At 56.5% G+C, this 17,074-nt stretch carries 17 protein-coding genes and 1 riboswitch; of the genes, 5 read left to right on the top strand and 12 right to left on the bottom strand.

Features of this window, described 5'->3' with window-relative positions; genetic code table 11:
* On the top strand, positions 1-918 hold the full coding sequence (gene ppk2 / locus CUN67_RS05865; RefSeq protein ID WP_208714395.1) for a polyphosphate kinase 2: 918 nt from the start codon (positions 1-3) through the stop codon (positions 916-918).
* On the opposite strand, the gene CUN67_RS05860 is transcribed toward ppk2, so the two are convergent.
* The 4 genes from CUN67_RS05860 to CUN67_RS05845 form a co-directional block, all read right to left on the bottom strand.
* Positions 915-2,120 carry an MFS transporter gene (locus CUN67_RS05860; RefSeq protein WP_208714394.1) on the bottom strand — a complete coding sequence of 402 codons (1,206 nt, stop codon included), beginning with the start codon at positions 2,118-2,120 and terminating at the stop codon, positions 915-917. The two genes, ppk2 and CUN67_RS05860, sit on opposite strands and share 4 nt — an antisense overlap.
* 76 nt (positions 2,121-2,196) lie before the next feature.
* Entirely contained in the window at positions 2,197-3,153 is a 957-nt protein-coding gene (gene dusC, locus CUN67_RS05855) for a tRNA dihydrouridine(16) synthase DusC (RefSeq protein ID WP_208714393.1), read from the bottom strand.
* A gap of 4 nt (positions 3,154-3,157) precedes the next feature.
* A complete protein-coding gene (gene rhlE, locus CUN67_RS05850) occupies positions 3,158-4,528 on the bottom strand; it encodes an ATP-dependent RNA helicase RhlE (protein WP_208714392.1) in 1,371 nt (456 codons plus the stop codon).
* Between the two features lie 320 nt (positions 4,529-4,848).
* Positions 4,849-5,241, bottom strand: a complete 393-nt coding sequence (locus tag CUN67_RS05845; protein WP_084873579.1) for a YbhQ family protein — start codon at positions 5,239-5,241, stop codon at positions 4,849-4,851.
* A gap of 176 nt (positions 5,242-5,417) precedes the next feature.
* Between CUN67_RS05845 and CUN67_RS05840 the strand changes: the two genes are divergently transcribed.
* From CUN67_RS05840 to CUN67_RS05830, 3 genes are read left to right on the top strand one after another with little or no spacing between them, the layout of a single operon-like run.
* Entirely contained in the window at positions 5,418-6,179 is a 762-nt protein-coding gene (locus tag CUN67_RS05840; RefSeq protein ID WP_208714391.1) for an endonuclease/exonuclease/phosphatase family protein, read from the top strand.
* On the top strand, positions 6,176-7,420 hold the full coding sequence (gene clsB / locus CUN67_RS05835; RefSeq protein WP_208714390.1) for a cardiolipin synthase ClsB: 1,245 nt from the start codon (positions 6,176-6,178) through the stop codon (positions 7,418-7,420). The genes CUN67_RS05840 and clsB overlap by 4 nt, the downstream gene beginning before the upstream one ends.
* Positions 7,420-8,406 (top strand): lysylphosphatidylglycerol synthase domain-containing protein, encoded by a 987-nt coding sequence (locus CUN67_RS05830; protein WP_208714389.1) that lies wholly within the window; start codon positions 7,420-7,422, stop codon positions 8,404-8,406. The genes clsB and CUN67_RS05830 overlap by 1 nt, the downstream gene beginning before the upstream one ends.
* A 39-nt stretch (positions 8,407-8,445) precedes the next feature.
* On the opposite strand, the gene CUN67_RS05825 is transcribed toward CUN67_RS05830, so the two are convergent.
* The 7 genes from CUN67_RS05825 to moaA form a co-directional block, all read right to left on the bottom strand.
* Entirely contained in the window at positions 8,446-9,153 is a 708-nt protein-coding gene (locus tag CUN67_RS05825) for a Bax inhibitor-1/YccA family protein (RefSeq protein WP_208714388.1), read from the bottom strand.
* Between the two features lie 58 nt (positions 9,154-9,211).
* On the bottom strand, positions 9,212-10,306 hold the full coding sequence (locus CUN67_RS05820) for a DUF1615 domain-containing protein (RefSeq protein WP_208714387.1): 1,095 nt from the start codon (positions 10,304-10,306) through the stop codon (positions 9,212-9,214).
* An 80-nt stretch (positions 10,307-10,386) separates the two neighbouring features.
* On the bottom strand, positions 10,387-10,839 hold the full coding sequence (gene moaE, locus CUN67_RS05815; RefSeq protein WP_208717077.1) for a molybdopterin synthase catalytic subunit MoaE: 453 nt from the start codon (positions 10,837-10,839) through the stop codon (positions 10,387-10,389).
* A 2-nt stretch (positions 10,840-10,841) separates the two neighbouring features.
* Positions 10,842-11,087 (bottom strand): molybdopterin synthase sulfur carrier subunit, encoded by a 246-nt coding sequence (moaD, locus tag CUN67_RS05810; RefSeq protein WP_208714386.1) that lies wholly within the window; start codon positions 11,085-11,087, stop codon positions 10,842-10,844.
* Positions 11,080-11,565 carry a cyclic pyranopterin monophosphate synthase MoaC gene (gene moaC, locus CUN67_RS05805; RefSeq protein ID WP_208714385.1) on the bottom strand — a complete coding sequence of 162 codons (486 nt, stop codon included), beginning with the start codon at positions 11,563-11,565 and terminating at the stop codon, positions 11,080-11,082. Before moaC ends, moaD begins: the two co-directional genes overlap by 8 nt.
* Before the next feature lie 2 nt (positions 11,566-11,567).
* Entirely contained in the window at positions 11,568-12,083 is a 516-nt protein-coding gene (gene moaB / locus CUN67_RS05800) for a molybdenum cofactor biosynthesis protein B (RefSeq protein ID WP_208714384.1), read from the bottom strand.
* A 16-nt stretch (positions 12,084-12,099) separates the two neighbouring features.
* Positions 12,100-13,086: a GTP 3',8-cyclase MoaA gene (moaA, locus tag CUN67_RS05795; RefSeq protein ID WP_208714383.1), complete on the bottom strand. Its 987-nt coding sequence runs from the start codon at positions 13,084-13,086 to the stop codon at positions 12,100-12,102.
* Positions 13,077-13,209, bottom strand: a riboswitch (molybdenum cofactor riboswitch). Its footprint overlaps the gene before it by 10 nt.
* A 193-nt stretch (positions 13,210-13,402) precedes the next feature.
* Here moaA and CUN67_RS05790 point away from each other — a divergent pair.
* Positions 13,403-14,305: a gluconeogenesis factor YvcK family protein gene (locus CUN67_RS05790; RefSeq protein ID WP_208714382.1), complete on the top strand. Its 903-nt coding sequence runs from the start codon at positions 13,403-13,405 to the stop codon at positions 14,303-14,305.
* Positions 14,306-14,336: 31 nt separating this feature from the next.
* Here the strand turns inward: CUN67_RS05790 and uvrB are convergent, their stop codons facing one another.
* Positions 14,337-16,358, bottom strand: coding sequence for an excinuclease ABC subunit UvrB (gene uvrB / locus CUN67_RS05785; RefSeq protein ID WP_208714381.1), 2,022 nt, complete (start codon positions 16,356-16,358; stop codon positions 14,337-14,339).
* Between the last annotated feature and the right edge of the window lie 716 nt (positions 16,359-17,074).

Below are 17,074 nucleotides of genomic sequence, written 5' to 3'. Positions count from 1 at the left end.
ATGGCCACACACGACAATACTTTTCAAAGCGACACCTTTCATCAACGCCTGCTACAGGAGTTCTACGATAGCTACGACGAAGAACTCGAAATGGAACTGGACGATCTGCGCTTTGGCGACGGACAGCCACAGGACGATGACGAAAAAACCTGGCGACGCCGCTATTTCCGCGAACTGCTGCATCTGCAGGGTGAACTGGTGAAAATGCAGGATTGGGTGATGCGCACCGGGCATCGCATGGTGATTTTGTTTGAAGGACGCGATGCCGCCGGTAAAGGTGGGGTGATCAAACGCATCACCCAACGTCTCAACCCGCGCACCTGCCGGGTCGCGGCGCTGCCCGCACCGAACGATCGCGAGAAAACCCAATGGTATTTTCAGCGCTACATCGCCCATCTGCCTGCCGCAGGGGAAATGGTGCTGTTTGACCGCAGCTGGTACAACCGTGCCGGTGTGGAACGCGTGATGGGTTTTTGCAACGATGACGAGGTTGAAGAGTTTTATCGCAGCGTGCCGGAGTTTGAAAAAATGCTGACGCGCAGCGGGATTCAAATCGTCAAATACTGGTTTTCTATCACCGATGAGGAACAGGAGCTCCGCTTCCTCAGCCGTATTCACGATCCGCTGAAGCAGTGGAAACTCAGCCCGATGGATCTGGAGAGCCGCCGCCGCTGGGAAGAGTATACCGAGGCGAAAGAGGAGATGCTGGCGCGGACTCACATCGACGAAGCGCCGTGGTGGGTGGTGCAAGGCGTAGATAAGAAGCGCGCTCGTCTCAATTGCATCAGCCATCTGTTGCAGCAGGTGCCTTACGAAGAAAGCGAGCAAAAGGCGATTGTGTTACCGGTGCGCGAGCGCCATGAGGACTATCGTCGTGCACCGGTGCCGGATGACATGATTGTGCCGGAAAAGTATTAACCCGTCGTTTGCACGGTCGTTCGGCGGCCGTGCTGCTGTTGCAGGCGTAGCGTAATCAGAAACGCGCCCAGCACCATCAGCGCCGCCGCCAGATAGACCGATTGCATACCCCAGTGACTGATCAGCAACCCCGCCACCGGGCCAGTCAGCCCCAGGCCCAAATCCAGAAATGCGGAATAGGTGCCGAGCGCCGACCCCTGATCCTGCTGCTGTACGCGTTTTACCGCTTCCACTCCCAGCGCCGGGAAGATCAGCGAGAAGCCCGCCCCGGTGAGAAAGGCCCCCACGTCCACCAGCCAGGCGCTGTCAGCCTGCCAGATCAACAGCAGACCGGCGCACTCCAGCACAAAGGAGACCAGCGACACCTTCAGGCCACCGAAACGTGTGATGTAACGACCAAAGCCGAGACGCACAATGACAAAGCCGAGGCTGAACACCGTCAGCGCAAAGGCTGCTCCGCTCCAGTCACGACTGGCAAAATAAAGGGTGATAAAGGTGGAGATCACACCAAAGCCGATGGTGCCAAAGCCGAGTGCCAGACCGAACAGCCACACGCGGCTGACCACGCGATGGAACGGAATGCGCACGCCCGCCGTCACGCTGACCGGAGGTTTTTGATACGCCAGCACAAAACCCACGATCCCCATCAGCGCCACCAGACCGGCAAAGCCGCTGATGCCAAACCATTGATTCAGCAGCACACCAAGTGGCGCACCAATTGCCATGGCAAAGTAGGTGGCGACCCCGTTCCAGGAAATCACCCGCGCCGTCTGCAACGGCCCGACAATATTCATTCCCCACAGCGTCGAACCGGTGCTGCTGAAGCTCTCCCCCACGCCAAGAAACACCCGTCCCAGCGCCAGCAGCAACAAGCTGAGCACCGGCAGATCGCGGCATAAGGCGGCGATTATCGACAGCACGCCACTCATGCCACAGCAGATCAAGCCGAGCATCACCACGCGTTTCGGACCAAAGCGATCCGCCAGGCGGCCAGAATGCGGACGACTCATCAGGGTGGCAAAATACTGCACGCTGATGATCAGCCCGGCCATAAAGGAGCTGAAGCCGAGCTGGTTATGCACAAATCCCGGCAGCACCGCCAGCGGCAGCCCTACGGAGAGATAGCAAAAAAAGGTGAAAATCAGGACGGAGACAATACGTTTATTTAACTGAGCATTACTCAGTACAGCAGCGTCAGACATGAGTAGTGGCGTAGCGTAACTGGGTGAAGTTGAAGCACTACTATACCCTTAGCCTGCTAATGGGTCGCGGGTTTTTTTATGTCTGGTTTATGCAGCGATCGGCATGGCGCTCAATCGCCGTGGCAATATCTGCCGAGACTTTCAACGTGCGGATTTCGCCAAATAACCCGTCGGCCTCGTGATACGCCTTACGCAGATAACCCAGCCACTGCTTAATACGCGCCACATGATACAAACCGGTGTCGCCCTGCTTTTCCAGCTGGGTGTATTTCTGTAGTAGCGTCACCACATCCGGCCACGCCATCGGGGCTTCGTTGTACTTCACGACCCGGCTCAGATTCGGCACGTTAAGTGCGCCGCGCCCCAGCATCACCGCATCGCAACCGGTGATACGCAGACAATCCTGTGCATCCTGCCAGTTCCAGATTTCACCGTTGGCGATCACCGGAATGCGCAGACGCTGGCGAATCTCGCCAATCGCCTGCCAGTTGATGCTTTCGGCCCGGTAACCTTCTTCTTTGGTACGACCGTGCACCACCAGCTCGCTGGCACCCGCCTGCTGCACCGCATCGGCGATTTCAAAACGACGCTCGCTGGAATCCCAGCCAAGACGCACTTTGACCGTCACCGGCAGATGACCCGGCACCGCTTCCCGCATCGCTTTGGCTCCACGGTAAATCAGTTCCGGATCTTTCAGCAGAGTCGCGCCACCGCCGCTGCCGTTAACCAGCTTTGACGGGCAGCCGCAGTTGAGATCAACCCCCCAGGAACCCAGCTCCACCGCACGCGCGGCGTTTTCCGCCAGCCACTCGGGATATTGCCCCAGCAATTGCAACCGCACGCGCGTACCAGACGGCGTGCGGCTGTGGTGTTGTAGTTCCGGGCAGAGACGATGGAAGGATTTTACCGGCAGCAGTTGATCGACCACGCGCAAAAACTCGGTGATGCACAGGTCATAATCATTCACTTCCGAGAGCAGCTCGCGCACCAGCGAATCGAGCACGCCCTCCATCGGTGCCAGTAACACCCTCATCGTCTTAGACGTTTCCGCTTTTCTTCGCCGCCGGACGACGTGGACGAGCCGGTCCCTGACCCTGACCAGCACCTGCACCCTGCCCCTGGCGACGCGGTCCACGGTTTTCACCTTGCGGACGCGGCGGACGGCCTTCGCCCTGCGGACGTGGGTTACCACCCTGCCCCGGACCACGGCCACGACCGCGCTGCTGTTGCTGCTGACGACCATTCTGGATCGGCTCCGCTTTGATGCTCGGATCCGGTTCAAAACCCGGCAGCGCAATGCGCGGAATTTCGCGCTTCAGCAGGCGTTCGATGTCACGCAGCAGTTTGTGCTCGTCAACGCAGACCAGCGACAACGCTGCACCGGTTGCCGCCGCACGGCCGGTACGGCCAATACGGTGCACATAATCTTCCGCTACGTTAGGCAACTCGTAGTTCACCACGTGCGGCAGTTCTTCGATATCAAGACCACGCGCCGCGATATCGGTCGCCACCAGCACACGAATGCCGCCGGTTTTAAAATCGGCCAGCGCGCGGGTACGTGCGCCCTGGCTTTTGTTACCGTGAATCGCCGCAGCGGTGATGCCATCTTTGTTCAGCTGTTCTGCCAGATGGTTAGCACCGTGTTTGGTACGGGTGAACACCAGCACCTGCTGCCAGTTGTCGCGACCGATCATCAGCGACAGCAGCTCGCGCTTGCGTTTCTTATCAACAAAATGAACCTGCTGAGAAACCTGCTCAGAGGCGGTGTTGCGGCGCGCCACTTCCACCTGCTCCGGGTTGTTCAGCAGTTTTTCTGCCAGTGACTTGATCTCGTCCGAGAAGGTAGCGGAGAACAGCAGGTTCTGACGTTTGGCTGGCAGTTTTGCCAGCACACGACGGATATCGTGGATAAAGCCCATATCCAGCATGCGGTCTGCTTCGTCCAGCACCAGGATTTCCACCTGGGACAGATCAACCGCATTCTGGTGCACCAGGTCAAGCAGACGGCCCGGCGTCGCCACCAGGATATCTACGCCGCCGCGCAGTTTCATCATTTGTGGGTTAATGCTGACGCCACCAAATACCACCAGCGAACGCAGGTCAAGGTACTGGCTGTAATCGCGCACGTTCTCACCGACCTGAGCAGCCAGCTCACGGGTAGGTGTCAGAATCAGGGCACGTACCGGACGACGTCCGCGTGCCGGGGTCGCTTTCGCGGACAGACGCTGCAGCAGCGGCAGCGTAAAACCAGCGGTCTTACCTGTGCCGGTCTGGGCGCTCGCCAGCAGGTCACGACCAGCCAGCACCACGGGAATTGCCTGACGCTGGATTGGCGTCGGTTCGCGATAGCCCTGTTCTGCTACCGCACGCAAAATATCGGCACTCAGGCCGAGAGAGTCAAAAGACATGCAGGTGTATTACTCCGAACCGCCCTGATCGCCGCAGGCGATGTAGTTTTCAGGGGGGATATGACGCAAGCCTGAGGCTCACGTGTGAAAAGGGCACAAACTACCATGCGTAAGGGCGCGAGTGTAGCAGCTTTGCGCAGGCAGCGCGACCCGCAAATAACCGCACGACGAGGTATTGCGCGATAAATCGCGCCGCTACAAACCGTGCATGATGTGAATCAAGGCATCAGCATTGCACCATCCCGTAGCGGCGCGATTTATCGCGCATCATCGGCATAAAAAAAGGAGCCATCAGGCTCCCTTTCGTCAGAAGTGCATAGTTAACTGCGCTTCTTCTCCACGCGCTGGGCTGGCTCTTTGGCCAGCAGCGATACCACCGCCGGTCCCACCAGCATCACCACGCCAAGACAACCCAGCAGCAGGTTGTTATGGATGATGCGTGAAACCAGGAACAGCGTCAGCATGGCTGCGCCGAAGTAGTAGGTGGTGGTCACCTCTTCCAGAGAATCGCCAAGCATACGCAAACGGGCACTACGCTGCGTGACCAGCATGGTGATAAACACCACAACGTAAGCCGCCACCAGGGTACTGCTCACTTCAACCAGCGCCTTATGTTTCCAGCCCCAGACCAGCGCCGCAATTACCAGCAGGTGCATGGCAATATGAACACAGGTTTGTCCGGTAACAATCTGAACACGATTAGACCATTTCATTCTCTTCTCCTGGCAGACCCAACAGGTCGCCCAAGTGTATCTGGCGTCAGCCAGACGGATTTCCTCAATGTAAAGCAAATTTCGGATAACGCCCTAATTTTCTGCTCTTTTCGCCACCCATTTGTGACAAAGACTACACTTTATTCTGTTGTTGATGAAAAGGAGCGCGTCCGAGTATGCCACAAAATGCGCACGGATTTTCATTTAAAGTCCTGACAATCAATACCCACAAAGGGTTCACCAGCTTCAATCGCCGCTTTATCCTGCCAGAGTTGCGCGACGCCGTGCGTGCCACCTCGGCAGATATTGTCTTCATGCAGGAGGTAATGGGCACCCATGCCATTCATTCATTACATATTGAAAACTGGCCGGAAACCTCACATTACGAGTTTATCGCCGACAGCATGTGGCACGATTATGCCTATGGTCGCAACGCCGTCTACCCCGAAGGTCATCACGGGAACGCGATATTGTCACGTTTTCCCATCATTGAGTATGAAAATCGCGATATTTCCGTTGCCGGTGGTGAAAATCGCGGCATGTTGCACTGCCAAATTGGTCTGCCGGGGCAGCCACAGTCACTGCATGTCATCTGCGTGCATCTCGGCCTGCGTGAACCGCATCGCCGGGCGCAGATGCGCATGATGTGCGAAGTGATCGCCGCGCTGCCACCCGATGCCCCTCTGGTGGTGGCGGGTGATTTTAACGACTGGCAGGTGCGTGCCAATAAGTTCCTTAAGCGCCACGCCGGGCTGGACGAGGTGTTCAGTATTCAGCATGGCCGCCCGGCCCGCACTTTCCCGGCACGTTTCCCGCTGCTGCGCCTGGATCGTATTTATGTGCGCAATGCTTCCGTCAGCCAGCCCTGGGCGCTACCGGTGAAACCCTGGTCACACCTGTCCGATCACGCACCGCTGGCCGTGGAGATTTTCCTGTGAATTTTAACTGGCGTGATGGCAACCAGCTGCGTCTGCTGGAGAATGGTGAAGCCTTCTTTCCCCGCGTGATGAGGGCGATTCAGCGTGCTGAACGCACCGTGCTGCTGGAGACGTTTATCCTGTTTGAGGATCAGGTGGGTACGGCGCTCCATCGCGAATTACTGGCGGCAGCCCAGCGCGGTGTCAGGGTCGAGGTGATGGTGGACGGTTATGGTTCGCACGAACTTTCCGCCAGCTACATCAATAGCCTGACCGCCGCAGGCGTGCGTTTTATCTTTTATGACCCACGCCCGCTGGTGCTGGGGATGCGCACCAACGTCTTCCGTCGTCTGCACCGCAAAACCGTGGTGATTGATGACACCATCGCCTTTGTCGGTGGCATCAATTTTTCCGCCGAACACAACCGTGATTTCGGTCCGGAGGCCAAACAGGATTACGCCGTCGAAGTGAAAGGACCGGTGGTGCTGGATATCGCACGCTACGTGCAGCAGGCCATCGGCAGCACACAGGTTACCCGGCGCTGGTGGGGGACGCACTCGCATCGCCCGGCGCTGAATGCCCTGCCCGGCGATGCGCAGGTGTTGTTTGTCTTTCGCGACAACAATGACCACCGCGATGATATCGAACAGCATTACCTCGATATGCTGCGCAAAGCAAAACAGGATGTGATCATCGCTAACGCTTACTTCTTCCCCGGTTATCGCCTGCTGCGCGAGATGCGTCACGCGGCACAGCGTGGCGTGCGCGTGCGGCTGGTGGTGCAGGGTGAACCGGATATGCCGATTGTGAAAGTCGGCGCTGAGCTGCTTTACAACTATCTGGTCGATGCTGGCGTGGAGGTTTACGAATATTGCCGCCGCCCGCTGCATGCCAAGATTGCGGTGCAGGACAGCCAATGGTCAACCGTGGGGTCCAGCAATCTCGATCCGCTCAGCCTGTCGCTGAATCTGGAGGCCAACCTGATGATCCACGATCGCCATTTCAATCAGACGCTGCGCAACAACCTGGAGCAGCTGCTGCAACAGGATTGCGAGCGGGTGCAGGACGATAAACTGCCGCCGCGGACCTGGTGGCAGCTGACCAAGAGCGTGATGGTGTTCCACTTTTTGCGCCACTTCCCGGCGATTGCCGGTTGGTTACCCGCCCATACGCCGCGTCTGGCGCAGGTCGCTCCCCCGGTACAACCGGAACTGGAAACCCAGGATCGGGTGGAAACCGACAACGAAGGAGCCAAGCCCTGATGAGTAAAAAACATCCTCGCTGGCAGCGGGTGAAGAAAATTCTTACCTGGCTCTTTTTCATCGCGGTGATTGTGCTGCTGGTGGTGTATGCCCGCAAAGTGAACTGGGATGACGTTATTGATGTGATCGTCAATTACAACCGCACGGTGATCCTCAGTGCTATCGCGCTGGTGGTGGTCAGTTACCTGACCTACGGCGTTTATGATTTGATTGGCCGCGCCTACTGCGGGCACAAACTCGCCAAACGCCAGGTGATGCTGGTGTCATTTATCTGCTATGCCTTCAACCTGACGCTCAGTACCTGGGTGGGTGGCGTGGCAATGCGTTATCGCCTGTATTCACGGCTGGGTTTACCCGGTGGCACCATCACGCGGATTTTTTCGCTTAGCATCGCCACCAACTGGCTGGGTTATATCCTGCTGGCAGGCGTGGTGTTTACCGCCGGGATGGTGCCGATTCCCCAGGGCTGGTTTGTTGGCGGACAGACGCTGCGCATCATTGGGGGCTGCCTGCTGACGGGCGTCGCGTTGTATCTGTGGGCCTGTGCCTTTGCCAAAAAACGTCACTGGACAGTGAAAGGCCAGCACCTGCAACTGCCTTCGCTGCGCATGGCGCTGTTTCAGTTTGCGGTATCCTGCGCCAACTGGATGGTGATGGGGGCGATTATCTGGCTGCTGCTGGCGCAGCAGGTTGACTACCCGGTGGTGCTGGGCGTATTGCTGATTAGCAGCATCGCGGGGGTGATTATCCATATCCCGGCCGGGATTGGCGTGCTGGAAGCCGTATTCCTGGCGCTGCTTAGCGGACAACATACGTCGCACGGCACCATTATCGCGGCATTGCTGGCTTATCGCGTGTTGTATTTTATTTTGCCGCTGCTGCTGGCGCTGGTGCTGTATCTGTGGCTGGAAAGTCGCGCAAAACATCTGCGGCAGAAGAATGAACGCAGGATGGAAAAATCCACGCCGTCAGAAAACGGCACCTGAATACGTAGCGGCACGATTTATCGCGCCGCTACGGGATGGTTAGCGGCGGTTACCGAAAATCCGCAGCAGCATCAGGAACAGGTTGATGAAATCGAGATACAACGTCAGCGCACCCATAATCGAGAAGCGACGCAGATTCTCTTTATCATCCACATTTATCGTTTCGCCAATCGCTTTCAGCTTCTGGGTGTCATAGGCGGTCAGGCCGACAAACACCACCACGCCGATATAGGTGATAGCCCACATCAGCGCCGGACTTTTCAGCCAGAAGTTAACCAGCGACGCCAGCACAATACCAATCAGCGCCATAAACAGCAGGCTGCCAAAACGGCTGAGGTCACGTTTTGTGGTGTAGCCATAAAAGCTCATGGCACCAAACATCCCGGCAGTAACAAAGAAGGTGCTGGCGATAGACGAATAGGTGTAAACAAGGAAAATGCTGGCAATCGTCAGGCCGGTAAGCGCCGAATACAGCATAAATAACGCCGTCGCCACTGCACCGCTCAGACGCTGCACCATCCCGGACAGTACAAATACCACCCCCAGCTGCACAATGATCAGGCCAAAGAAGGTCATGCGGTTAGCAAACACCAGCTCCATCACTGCCGGTGTGCGGGCGGCAAACCAGGAAACAAACGCCGTCAGCAGCAAACCACAGGTCATCCAGCCATACACCTGCGCCATATAGGTTTGCAGCCCGGCGGAGGCCTGCTGCACGATTGAATCGTTACGTGGATATCGGTCCATGATGCACCTCTTAGTAGTTAGACAAACTCTGTAAGTGTGGAGCTTACGCCACGCCGCGTCAACGGCGCGTCAAACACTGTTGATAACGGCTATCCACACGCTGGGCAAACCACGCCGTGGTGAGATTACGGGTAATTTTAGGACTTTCCAGCTTAATGCCCGGCAGCATTTCACGCGGCAGACGTTTGCCCGCCATTTTGTCCGCCAGGGTGAAAAGCTGTTTCCATAGCACGCTGTCGCTGAAGCCGGGTTGCTCCCCCTTCTCCAGGTCACGGCGAATTTCCCGGTTACTCATATCCAGCTGCTTACTCAGCGTGCGCACCGCCAGCTCGGTTGATCCGGCGGCATCGCTACCGTATTGAATTAAATCACCGTCCAGCGCCAGTTTGATGCCACTGGCGCGCGACACTGCCGCCTGGAACGCCGCGTTGCGGCTGGCGTACCATCCGGCATTGAAATCCGCAAAGCGATAGAGTGGCGCGGAGTAATCCGCCGGATAGCCCAGCAGATGCATGATGCCAAAATACATGCCGCCGTGTCGGGTAAAGACTTCACGGCGAATCGAGCCGTCCACCGGCCACGGATAGCCTTTAGCGTGCGCCTCAGCAAAGGCGATGCTGACCTGCATCGGCCCCCCGGTGTGAATCGGGTTGAGGTTGCCGAACAATTTTTGTCCCATCGGCACCATATCGATAAAGTCATCAAAGATGGCGCTCAGATCTTTCTCGCTACGGACTTTGTCGAGACGCGCAGCATAGCTTTCACCGTTGGGTGATTTAATCAGTAACGCGGTACGCACCACGAAAGCGGGAATATGCAGCTTCGCCGCGCGGCGATCGATTTCGCCCCAGGCGATTTTCGGTAGCCCCGGCACAGCGGCTTCCGCGCTGAAGTTGGATTCCTGATCGGCGATGGCGATCACCGCGCACAGGTTACTGACGCTGGGATCAAGCTGTTGGGTGCGAAAGGCCGTGTAGATATCATCGGCCCAGTCGGCTTTCTGCGTAACATGGCTGGGCAGCAGCTGGCGGATTTGCGCCTTGACGTCCGTTGGCTGGCGCACCGGAGCCTGCGGTGGCTTTTCAGTGCTACAACCCGCCAGCACCAGCAAGGCCAGTAACGCGGCACGTTTGAAGATCACGGTGGTTTTCATCTCGTTCCCTGACGCAAACAAAAACCTTACCTTAACGTTTTCAGTGGCCTGCCGCCATCAGAGCCGGACGGTTTTGCGCGTTACTTCCAGCGTTCCGCTGCCTGATGGTCGCTATCACGCGCATCCACCCAGCGCTCACCTGCGGTGGTCGCTTCACGCTTCCAGAATGGCGCACGGGTTTTCAGGTAATCCATGATGAACTCGGCCGCGGCAAAGGCGGTGCTGCGATGCGCGCTGCTGACACCGACAAACACGATTTCGTCGCCGGGAAATAACGCTCCGACACGATGAATCACCGATACCTGTTGCAGCGCCCAGCGCTGACGGGCGTCAGCAACGATTTCAGCCAGCGCTTTCTCCGTCATGCCCGGATAATGTTCCAGCGTCAGCGCGGCCACGCTGTCACCGAGGTTGTGATTGCGGACTTTGCCGGTGAAGGTCACGACCGCCCCATCGCTGTCATGCGCTGACAGCCAGGCATACTCCTCTGCCACGCTGAACGCCTCGTGGCCGACACGAATGCGGGTTTCCATCATTAACCTCCGGTCACCGGTGGGAAAAAAGCCACTTCATCACCGGCACGCAGCGGGTGGCTCATCGGCACCAGAGTTTGATTGACCGCCGCCAGCAATTTGCCTGACTCCAGCGCCAGCGCCCAGCGATCGTTTTTCGCTGCCAGCGCATGGCGCAATGCCGCCACATCGGCGTATTCAGGCGTCAGTTCCAGCGCGCTGGTGCCGGTCAACTCACGGACCTGAGCAAAAAACAGTACCTTAATCATGCTGCACCGCCTGAAAATCACCGGATTTGCCGCCGCTTTTGCTCAGCAAACGCAACTGATCGATGACGATGTCTTTTTGTACCGCTTTGCACATGTCATAGATGGTCAGCGCCGCGACCGAGGCGGCGGTCAGCGCTTCCATTTCGACACCGGTCTTGCCGGTGAGGCGGCAACGCGAGGTCACGCGCACCCGGCTGTGCTCCGGCTCAGCCACCAGCGTCACCTCGACTTTGCTGAGCATCAGCGGATGGCACAGCGGGATCAGCTCCCAGGTCCGCTTGGCGGCCTGAATACCCGCGATGCGCGCCGTCGCGAACACATCGCCTTTATGGTGGCTGCCATCAATGATCATTTGCAGCGTTTCCGGTTTCATCAGCACCAGCGCTTCCGCCTGAGCTTCACGGACCGTTTCGGTTTTGCCGGAGACATCCACCATATGGGCTTCGCCAGCGGCATTGATATGGGTTAACGAGGACATGCTTACAACTTCTTCAAATGAGAGACAAAATTACAGGGACGGGTACGCGCATCCAGCTGATCGACGATAATGCGTTCCCAGGCACTGCGGCAGGCGTTGCTGGAACCGGGTACGGCAAAGATCAGCGTCTGATTTGCCATGCCTGCCACCGCGCGTGACTGCAAGGTGGCGCTGCCGATCTCTTCGTATGAGATCATGCGGAACAGTTCGCCAAACCCTTCGATCTCGCGATCAAACAGCGGCAGCAGCGCTTCTGGCGTGCTGTTTTTGCTGTTAAAACCGGTACCGCCGTTGACGATCACCACCTGAACATCTTCACTGGCGATCCAGCTCGACACTGTGGCGCGAATGCGATAACGGTTATCCGCGACGATCGCGTGATCAACCACCTGATGTCCTGCTTCGGTCAGTGCCTCACGCAAATAATCACCTGAGGTGTCGTTACTGGCATCACGGCTGTCAGAAACGGTCAGCACCGCAGCGTTGATGGCAACAAAGTCGCCGGAAGATTTACCCATGGCCATAACTCCTTTGTTAGCCACCAATGAAGGAAAGATTTTGTGTAATACCGGTGTTGCCCTGATGCAGAAAATGCGTCTGCTTTTTCTGCCCAAGGCTGTGTGCAATGCGGGCCTGTAGTTCGCTCTGCTGATCGTCGGATGCCAGCAGATCGCGCAGCGGAACCCCGCCGTCACCAAACAGGCACAGATGCAGGTTGCCAATCGCCGACACGCGCAGGCGATTGCAGCTGGCACAAAAATCTTTGGCATACGGCATGATCAGGCCGATCTCACCCTGATAATCGGGATGGCGAAACACCTGCGCTGGGCCATCGCTACGGCCGCGCGGCTGACGCTGCCAACCTTGCATCAGCAGCTGGTCGCGGATCACCTCACCCGAGATATGGTGACGGCGGAACAGATCGCTGCCCTCCCCGGTTTCCATCAGCTCGATAAAACGTAGCTGGATCGGTCGGGTACGGATCCACTGGAGAAAAGTGTCGAGGCTGTGGCTGTTGACATCGCGCATCAGCACGCTGTTGACTTTCACCTGGGCAAAACCGGCTTCAAAAGCGGCATCAATCCCGGCCATGACCTGATGAAACTTATCCTGCCCGGTGATGGCGTGAAACTGGCGGGCATCAAGGCTATCGATGCTGACATTAAGGGCGGTCAGCCCGGCAGCACGCCATTCCCGGACATCACGCGCCAGGCGATAACCGTTGGTGGTGACAGCAATCTGACGAATGGCGTCATTTTCGCGCACTGCGGCAATGATGTCGGTGAAATCACGACGTAAGGAGGGTTCGCCACCCGTCAGGCGCACTTTTTCAGTGCCCGCGGCGGCAAAAGCGCGCGTCACACGACGGATTTCATCCAGCGAGAGAAAACTTTTATTGCGCGTTCCCTGAGGTTTGTAGCCCTCGGGCAGGCAATAGGTACAACGGAAGTTACACACGTCCGTGACCGACAAGCGCAGATAATAAAAGCTGCGCGCGTAGCTATCTGTAAATTGTGACACCTGAACACCTTTCCAAATACGGGAGATGCAGTCATTTCTTTCTGCACCCTGGCAGCTCAAGGCTGCGGCCTGGGCACCGTATCCGAAGACTTAGGTACACAGGCTAGAGTGTATGTTGCGACTCAAAGCAACACGGTTGCCTGAATGTTAGCGCGATTTGTTGTTCGCTTCCATCAAGGATTTTCGCTATATATACTGATACATAACGTTTTTTCACCGCATTTTCGCGACAGGATACGTTAAAATAGCCGACAGATTTTGATACATATCAGTTTAACTGCTGCTCAACGATGGGGCGTCAGTCATAAGGAGCAACATGAATCGTACCCTGGCAGATTTGGATCGTGTGGTGGCGCTGGGCGGCGGGCACGGTCTGGGTCGTGTGATGTCTGCGCTGGCACCGCTTGGCTCGCGTCTGACCGGTATTGTTACCACCACCGACAACGGCGGTTCGACCGGACGCATCCGCCGTTCAGAAGGCGGCATTGCCTGGGGCGATATGCGTAACTGCATCAACCAGTTGATCACCGAACCGAGTGTCGCCTCAGCGATGTTTGAATATCGCTTCACCGGTAATGGCGAACTGGCCGGTCACAACCTCGGCAACCTGATCCTGAAAGCGCTTGACCATCTCAGCGTGCGGCCGCTGGAAGCCATCAACATCATTCGCAACCTGCTGAAAGTTGATGCCTTTTTGATTCCGATGTCCGAACAGCCTGTCGATCTGGTGGCCCAGGATGATGAAGGCAATATGGTGTACGGCGAAACCGCGATTGATGAGATGCAGCAGGCCCCGCAGGAGCTGATGCTGCATCCTAATGTGGTCCCGACCCGTGAAGCGCTGGACGCGATTGCCGAAGCGGATCTGATCCTGATTGGCCCCGGCAGTTTCTACACCAGCCTGATGCCGATTCTGCTGATGGAAGAAATGGCGCGCGCACTGCGCCGCACCCCGGCGACCATGGTATTTATCGGTAATCTTGGCCGTGAACTCAGCCCGGCAGCGGCCAGCCTGACCGTGGCGGACAAACTGGCGATCATGGAAAAAGCGATTGGTAAACGGGTGATTGATGCCGTGATCGTCAGCCCGGCGGCGGATATTCGCGGTGTGGAGGAGCGTTTAATCGTGCGCGAACCGCTGGAGGCCGCCGATATTAAATATCGACATGACCGCCAGCTGCTGCGCGTGGCACTGGAACATGCCATCCAGGCGTTTTGACCTGAAAATTGCGGTACATTCCGTAGCGGCATTATGAGGCGGCGATAAACAGCTCGCGCAGTTCATGCAACTGATCGCGTACCCGCGCCGCCTCTTCAAACTCCAGATTCTGCGCGTGCTGCTGCATCTGCCCTTCCAGCTCGTGAATTTTCTTCTGCATCGCCTGTGGCGTGAGCGCCAGATAACTGGCCTCGGCTTCAGCGGCGGTACGCGACGCCGTTTTGCCCTTGCCACGGGTTTTGACCACGTTTTTACCCAGTTCGAGAATATCGGTGATCTTTTTGTTCAGGCCCTGCGGCACGATGCCGTTTTCTTCGTTATAGCGCTGCTGTTTCTCACGACGGCGTTCGGTTTCCTCGATCGCGCGCGCCATTGAGTTGGTGATCCTGTCAGCATACAGAATCGCTTTACCATTGATGTTACGTGCGGCACGGCCAATGGTCTGAATCAGTGAACGTTCGGAGCGCAGGAAACCTTCTTTATCGGCATCAAGAATCGCCACCAGCGACACTTCCGGCATATCCAGCCCTTCACGCAGCAGGTTAATCCCCACCAGCACGTCAAACTCACCCAGGCGCAGGTCGCGAATGATCTCCATACGCTCCACCGTGTCGATATCCGAGTGCAGATAACGCACCTTCTCACCGTGTTCTTCCAGATACTCGGTCAGATCTTCTGCCATACGTTTGGTCAGGGTGGTGACCAGGACACGTTCATTGATCTCGACGCGTTTGCGGATTTCTGACAGCAGGTCATCCACCTGCGTCGTCACCGGACGCACTTCAAGGATCGGATCGAGCAGGCCGGTTGGACGCACCACCTGATCAATCACCTCGTTCCCGGATTTCTCCAGCTCGTAGTTACCTGGCGTGGCCGAAACATAGATGGTTTGCGGCGCCAGCGCTTCAAATTCTTCAAAGCGCAACGGACGGTTATCCAGCGCTGACGGCAGGCGGAAACCATACTCCACCAGCGTCTCTTTACGCGCGCGGTCACCGCGATACATACCGCCAATCTGCGGAATGGTGACGTGAGATTCATCCACCACCAACAGACCATCGGCCGGTAAGTAGTCGAACAGCGTCGGCGGCGGCTCGCCGGGGCCGCGCCCGGAGAGATAACGCGAATAGTTTTCGATACCGGAGCAGTAACCCAGCTCATTCATCATTTCGAGGTCAAACTGGGTACGCTGGGTAATACGCTGTTCTTCCAGCAGTTTGTGATTTTCCAGCAACACCTGACGACGAACCACCAGCTCCTTTTTGATCTCTTCCATCGATTGCAGGATACGTTCGCGCGGCGTGACGTAGTGGGTTTTGGGATAGACGGTAAAACGCGGCACCACCGAAACCACCTGGCCGGTGAGCGGGTCAAACAGCGACAGCCGCTCCACTTCTTCATCGAACAGTTCCACCCGCAACGCAATATCGTCAGATTCGGCCGGGAAGACATCGATCACCTCGCCGCGTACACGGAAGGTGCCGCGCTGGAACACCTGATCGTTACGGGCATATTGCAGCTCCGCCAGACGGCGCAGAATACTGCGTTGATCAATGATCATGCCGCGCGTCAGATGCAGCATCATTTTCAGGTAGAGATCGGGATCACCCAGACCATAAATCGCCGAGACCGACGCCACCACAATCACATCACGCCGCTCCAGCAGAGCCTTGGTAGCCGACAGACGCATCTGCTCAATATGCTCATTCACCGATGCATCTTTTTCTATAAAGGTGTCAGAGCTGGGCACATACGCTTCAGGCTGGTAGTAGTCGTAGTAGGAGACAAAAAACTCCACCGCGTTATCGGGGAAGAACTCTTTCATCTCGCCGTAAAGCTGGGCCGCCAGCGTCTTGTTAGGCGCCAGCACCATGGTCGGCCGATTAAGATCGGCAATCACATTGGCCACGGTAAAGGTTTTTCCCGAACCGGTTACCCCCAGCAGCGTCTGATGCGCGAGGCCATCCTCCAGTCCCTCTTCCAGGCGACGAATCGCCTCAGGCTGGTCCCCTGATGGTTTAAATGCGGAGTTGAGTTTAAAGGCTTTACTCATGGTTTTGCGGTTCCTGCTGGAGAAGTCGGCGGGCAGGCTGCTAATTCTACTCTGCCCGCGCGAATTTGCCAGAAAAAAATACTGGATATATTTACATATATGTTGCACGATTACGGGGAGGCGTCGCGGCTCGCAGCAGTGCAATTTCAGCCACCTCTGGTAACACCTTGTGGCGTAAGGTTATCCCCAGAAAGGTGATGCTTTTAACATTTGTCAATAGAGCGTCATAAAATTACAGTCTGATGACCAGCAAGATAATTCTCAGGCTTGCTTTTAAATAACCTGTTGATTTGTTTGATTATCATCAAAAAGCCCAGTTTCTCATCATAATGTATGCAGCCCGCGTATTTCCTCGCTTGCGCTCTGTTTTCAGTCTCTAATACACAAGGTTATCCACAGGAATGGTGGATAACTGATGGCAGCCCCGCCCCCATCGCCTGTGCATAATTTTCTCCGGCTTGTCCTGACGTGCGAAAAAAATTTTTTTTGCGATTTTTTTTCTCACAATCCGCCCGGCATTAACTATTCTTTTTCCGTGCTGAGAAGGTCTGCTGGATGAAATTTCCAGTAAATAAGACCACTTATGCCTGCCGGTTCTGCCTTATGCCAGATCACCTGCACCAGAATCGTTAAGCATTCAGCACCGCTAAAGTGCAGTCATTTTATTACCCCGTGGAATTATTAAGCGTTACTCAACTTTTAAGCCTGATTTTTGC

The organism is Pantoea cypripedii, assembly GCF_011395035.1.
Taxonomy (GTDB): Bacteria; Pseudomonadota; Gammaproteobacteria; order Enterobacterales; family Enterobacteriaceae; genus Pantoea; species Pantoea cypripedii_A.
The sequence above is the reverse complement of the archived record's forward strand: the minus strand, read 5'-3'. Positions and strand labels throughout refer to the sequence as shown.

Coding starts and splice junctions, on each gene's coding strand:
- rhlE (WP_208714392.1), bottom strand. CDS start 4,528: ATGTCTTTTGACTCTCTCGGCCTGAGTGCCGATATTTTGCGTGCGGTA.
- moaD (WP_208714386.1), bottom strand. CDS start 11,087: ATGATTAAGGTACTGTTTTTTGCTCAGGTCCGTGAGTTGACCGGCACC.
- dusC (WP_208714393.1), bottom strand. CDS start 3,153: ATGAGGGTGTTACTGGCACCGATGGAGGGCGTGCTCGATTCGCTGGTG.
- moaB (WP_208714384.1), bottom strand. CDS start 12,083: ATGGGTAAATCTTCCGGCGACTTTGTTGCCATCAACGCTGCGGTGCTG.
- CUN67_RS05860 (WP_208714394.1), bottom strand. CDS start 2,120: ATGTCTGACGCTGCTGTACTGAGTAATGCTCAGTTAAATAAACGTATT.
- moaE (WP_208717077.1), bottom strand. CDS start 10,839: ATGGAAACCCGCATTCGTGTCGGCCACGAGGCGTTCAGCGTGGCAGAG.
- CUN67_RS05840 (WP_208714391.1), top strand. CDS start 5,418: ATGCCACAAAATGCGCACGGATTTTCATTTAAAGTCCTGACAATCAAT.
- CUN67_RS05845 (WP_084873579.1), bottom strand. CDS start 5,241: ATGAAATGGTCTAATCGTGTTCAGATTGTTACCGGACAAACCTGTGTT.
- uvrB (WP_208714381.1), bottom strand. CDS start 16,358: ATGAGTAAAGCCTTTAAACTCAACTCCGCATTTAAACCATCAGGGGAC.
- CUN67_RS05830 (WP_208714389.1), top strand. CDS start 7,420: ATGAGTAAAAAACATCCTCGCTGGCAGCGGGTGAAGAAAATTCTTACC.
- CUN67_RS05790 (WP_208714382.1), top strand. CDS start 13,403: ATGAATCGTACCCTGGCAGATTTGGATCGTGTGGTGGCGCTGGGCGGC.
- moaC (WP_208714385.1), bottom strand. CDS start 11,565: ATGTCCTCGTTAACCCATATCAATGCCGCTGGCGAAGCCCATATGGTG.
- CUN67_RS05825 (WP_208714388.1), bottom strand. CDS start 9,153: ATGGACCGATATCCACGTAACGATTCAATCGTGCAGCAGGCCTCCGCC.
- CUN67_RS05820 (WP_208714387.1), bottom strand. CDS start 10,306: ATGAAAACCACCGTGATCTTCAAACGTGCCGCGTTACTGGCCTTGCTG.
- ppk2 (WP_208714395.1), top strand. CDS start 1: ATGGCCACACACGACAATACTTTTCAAAGCGACACCTTTCATCAACGC.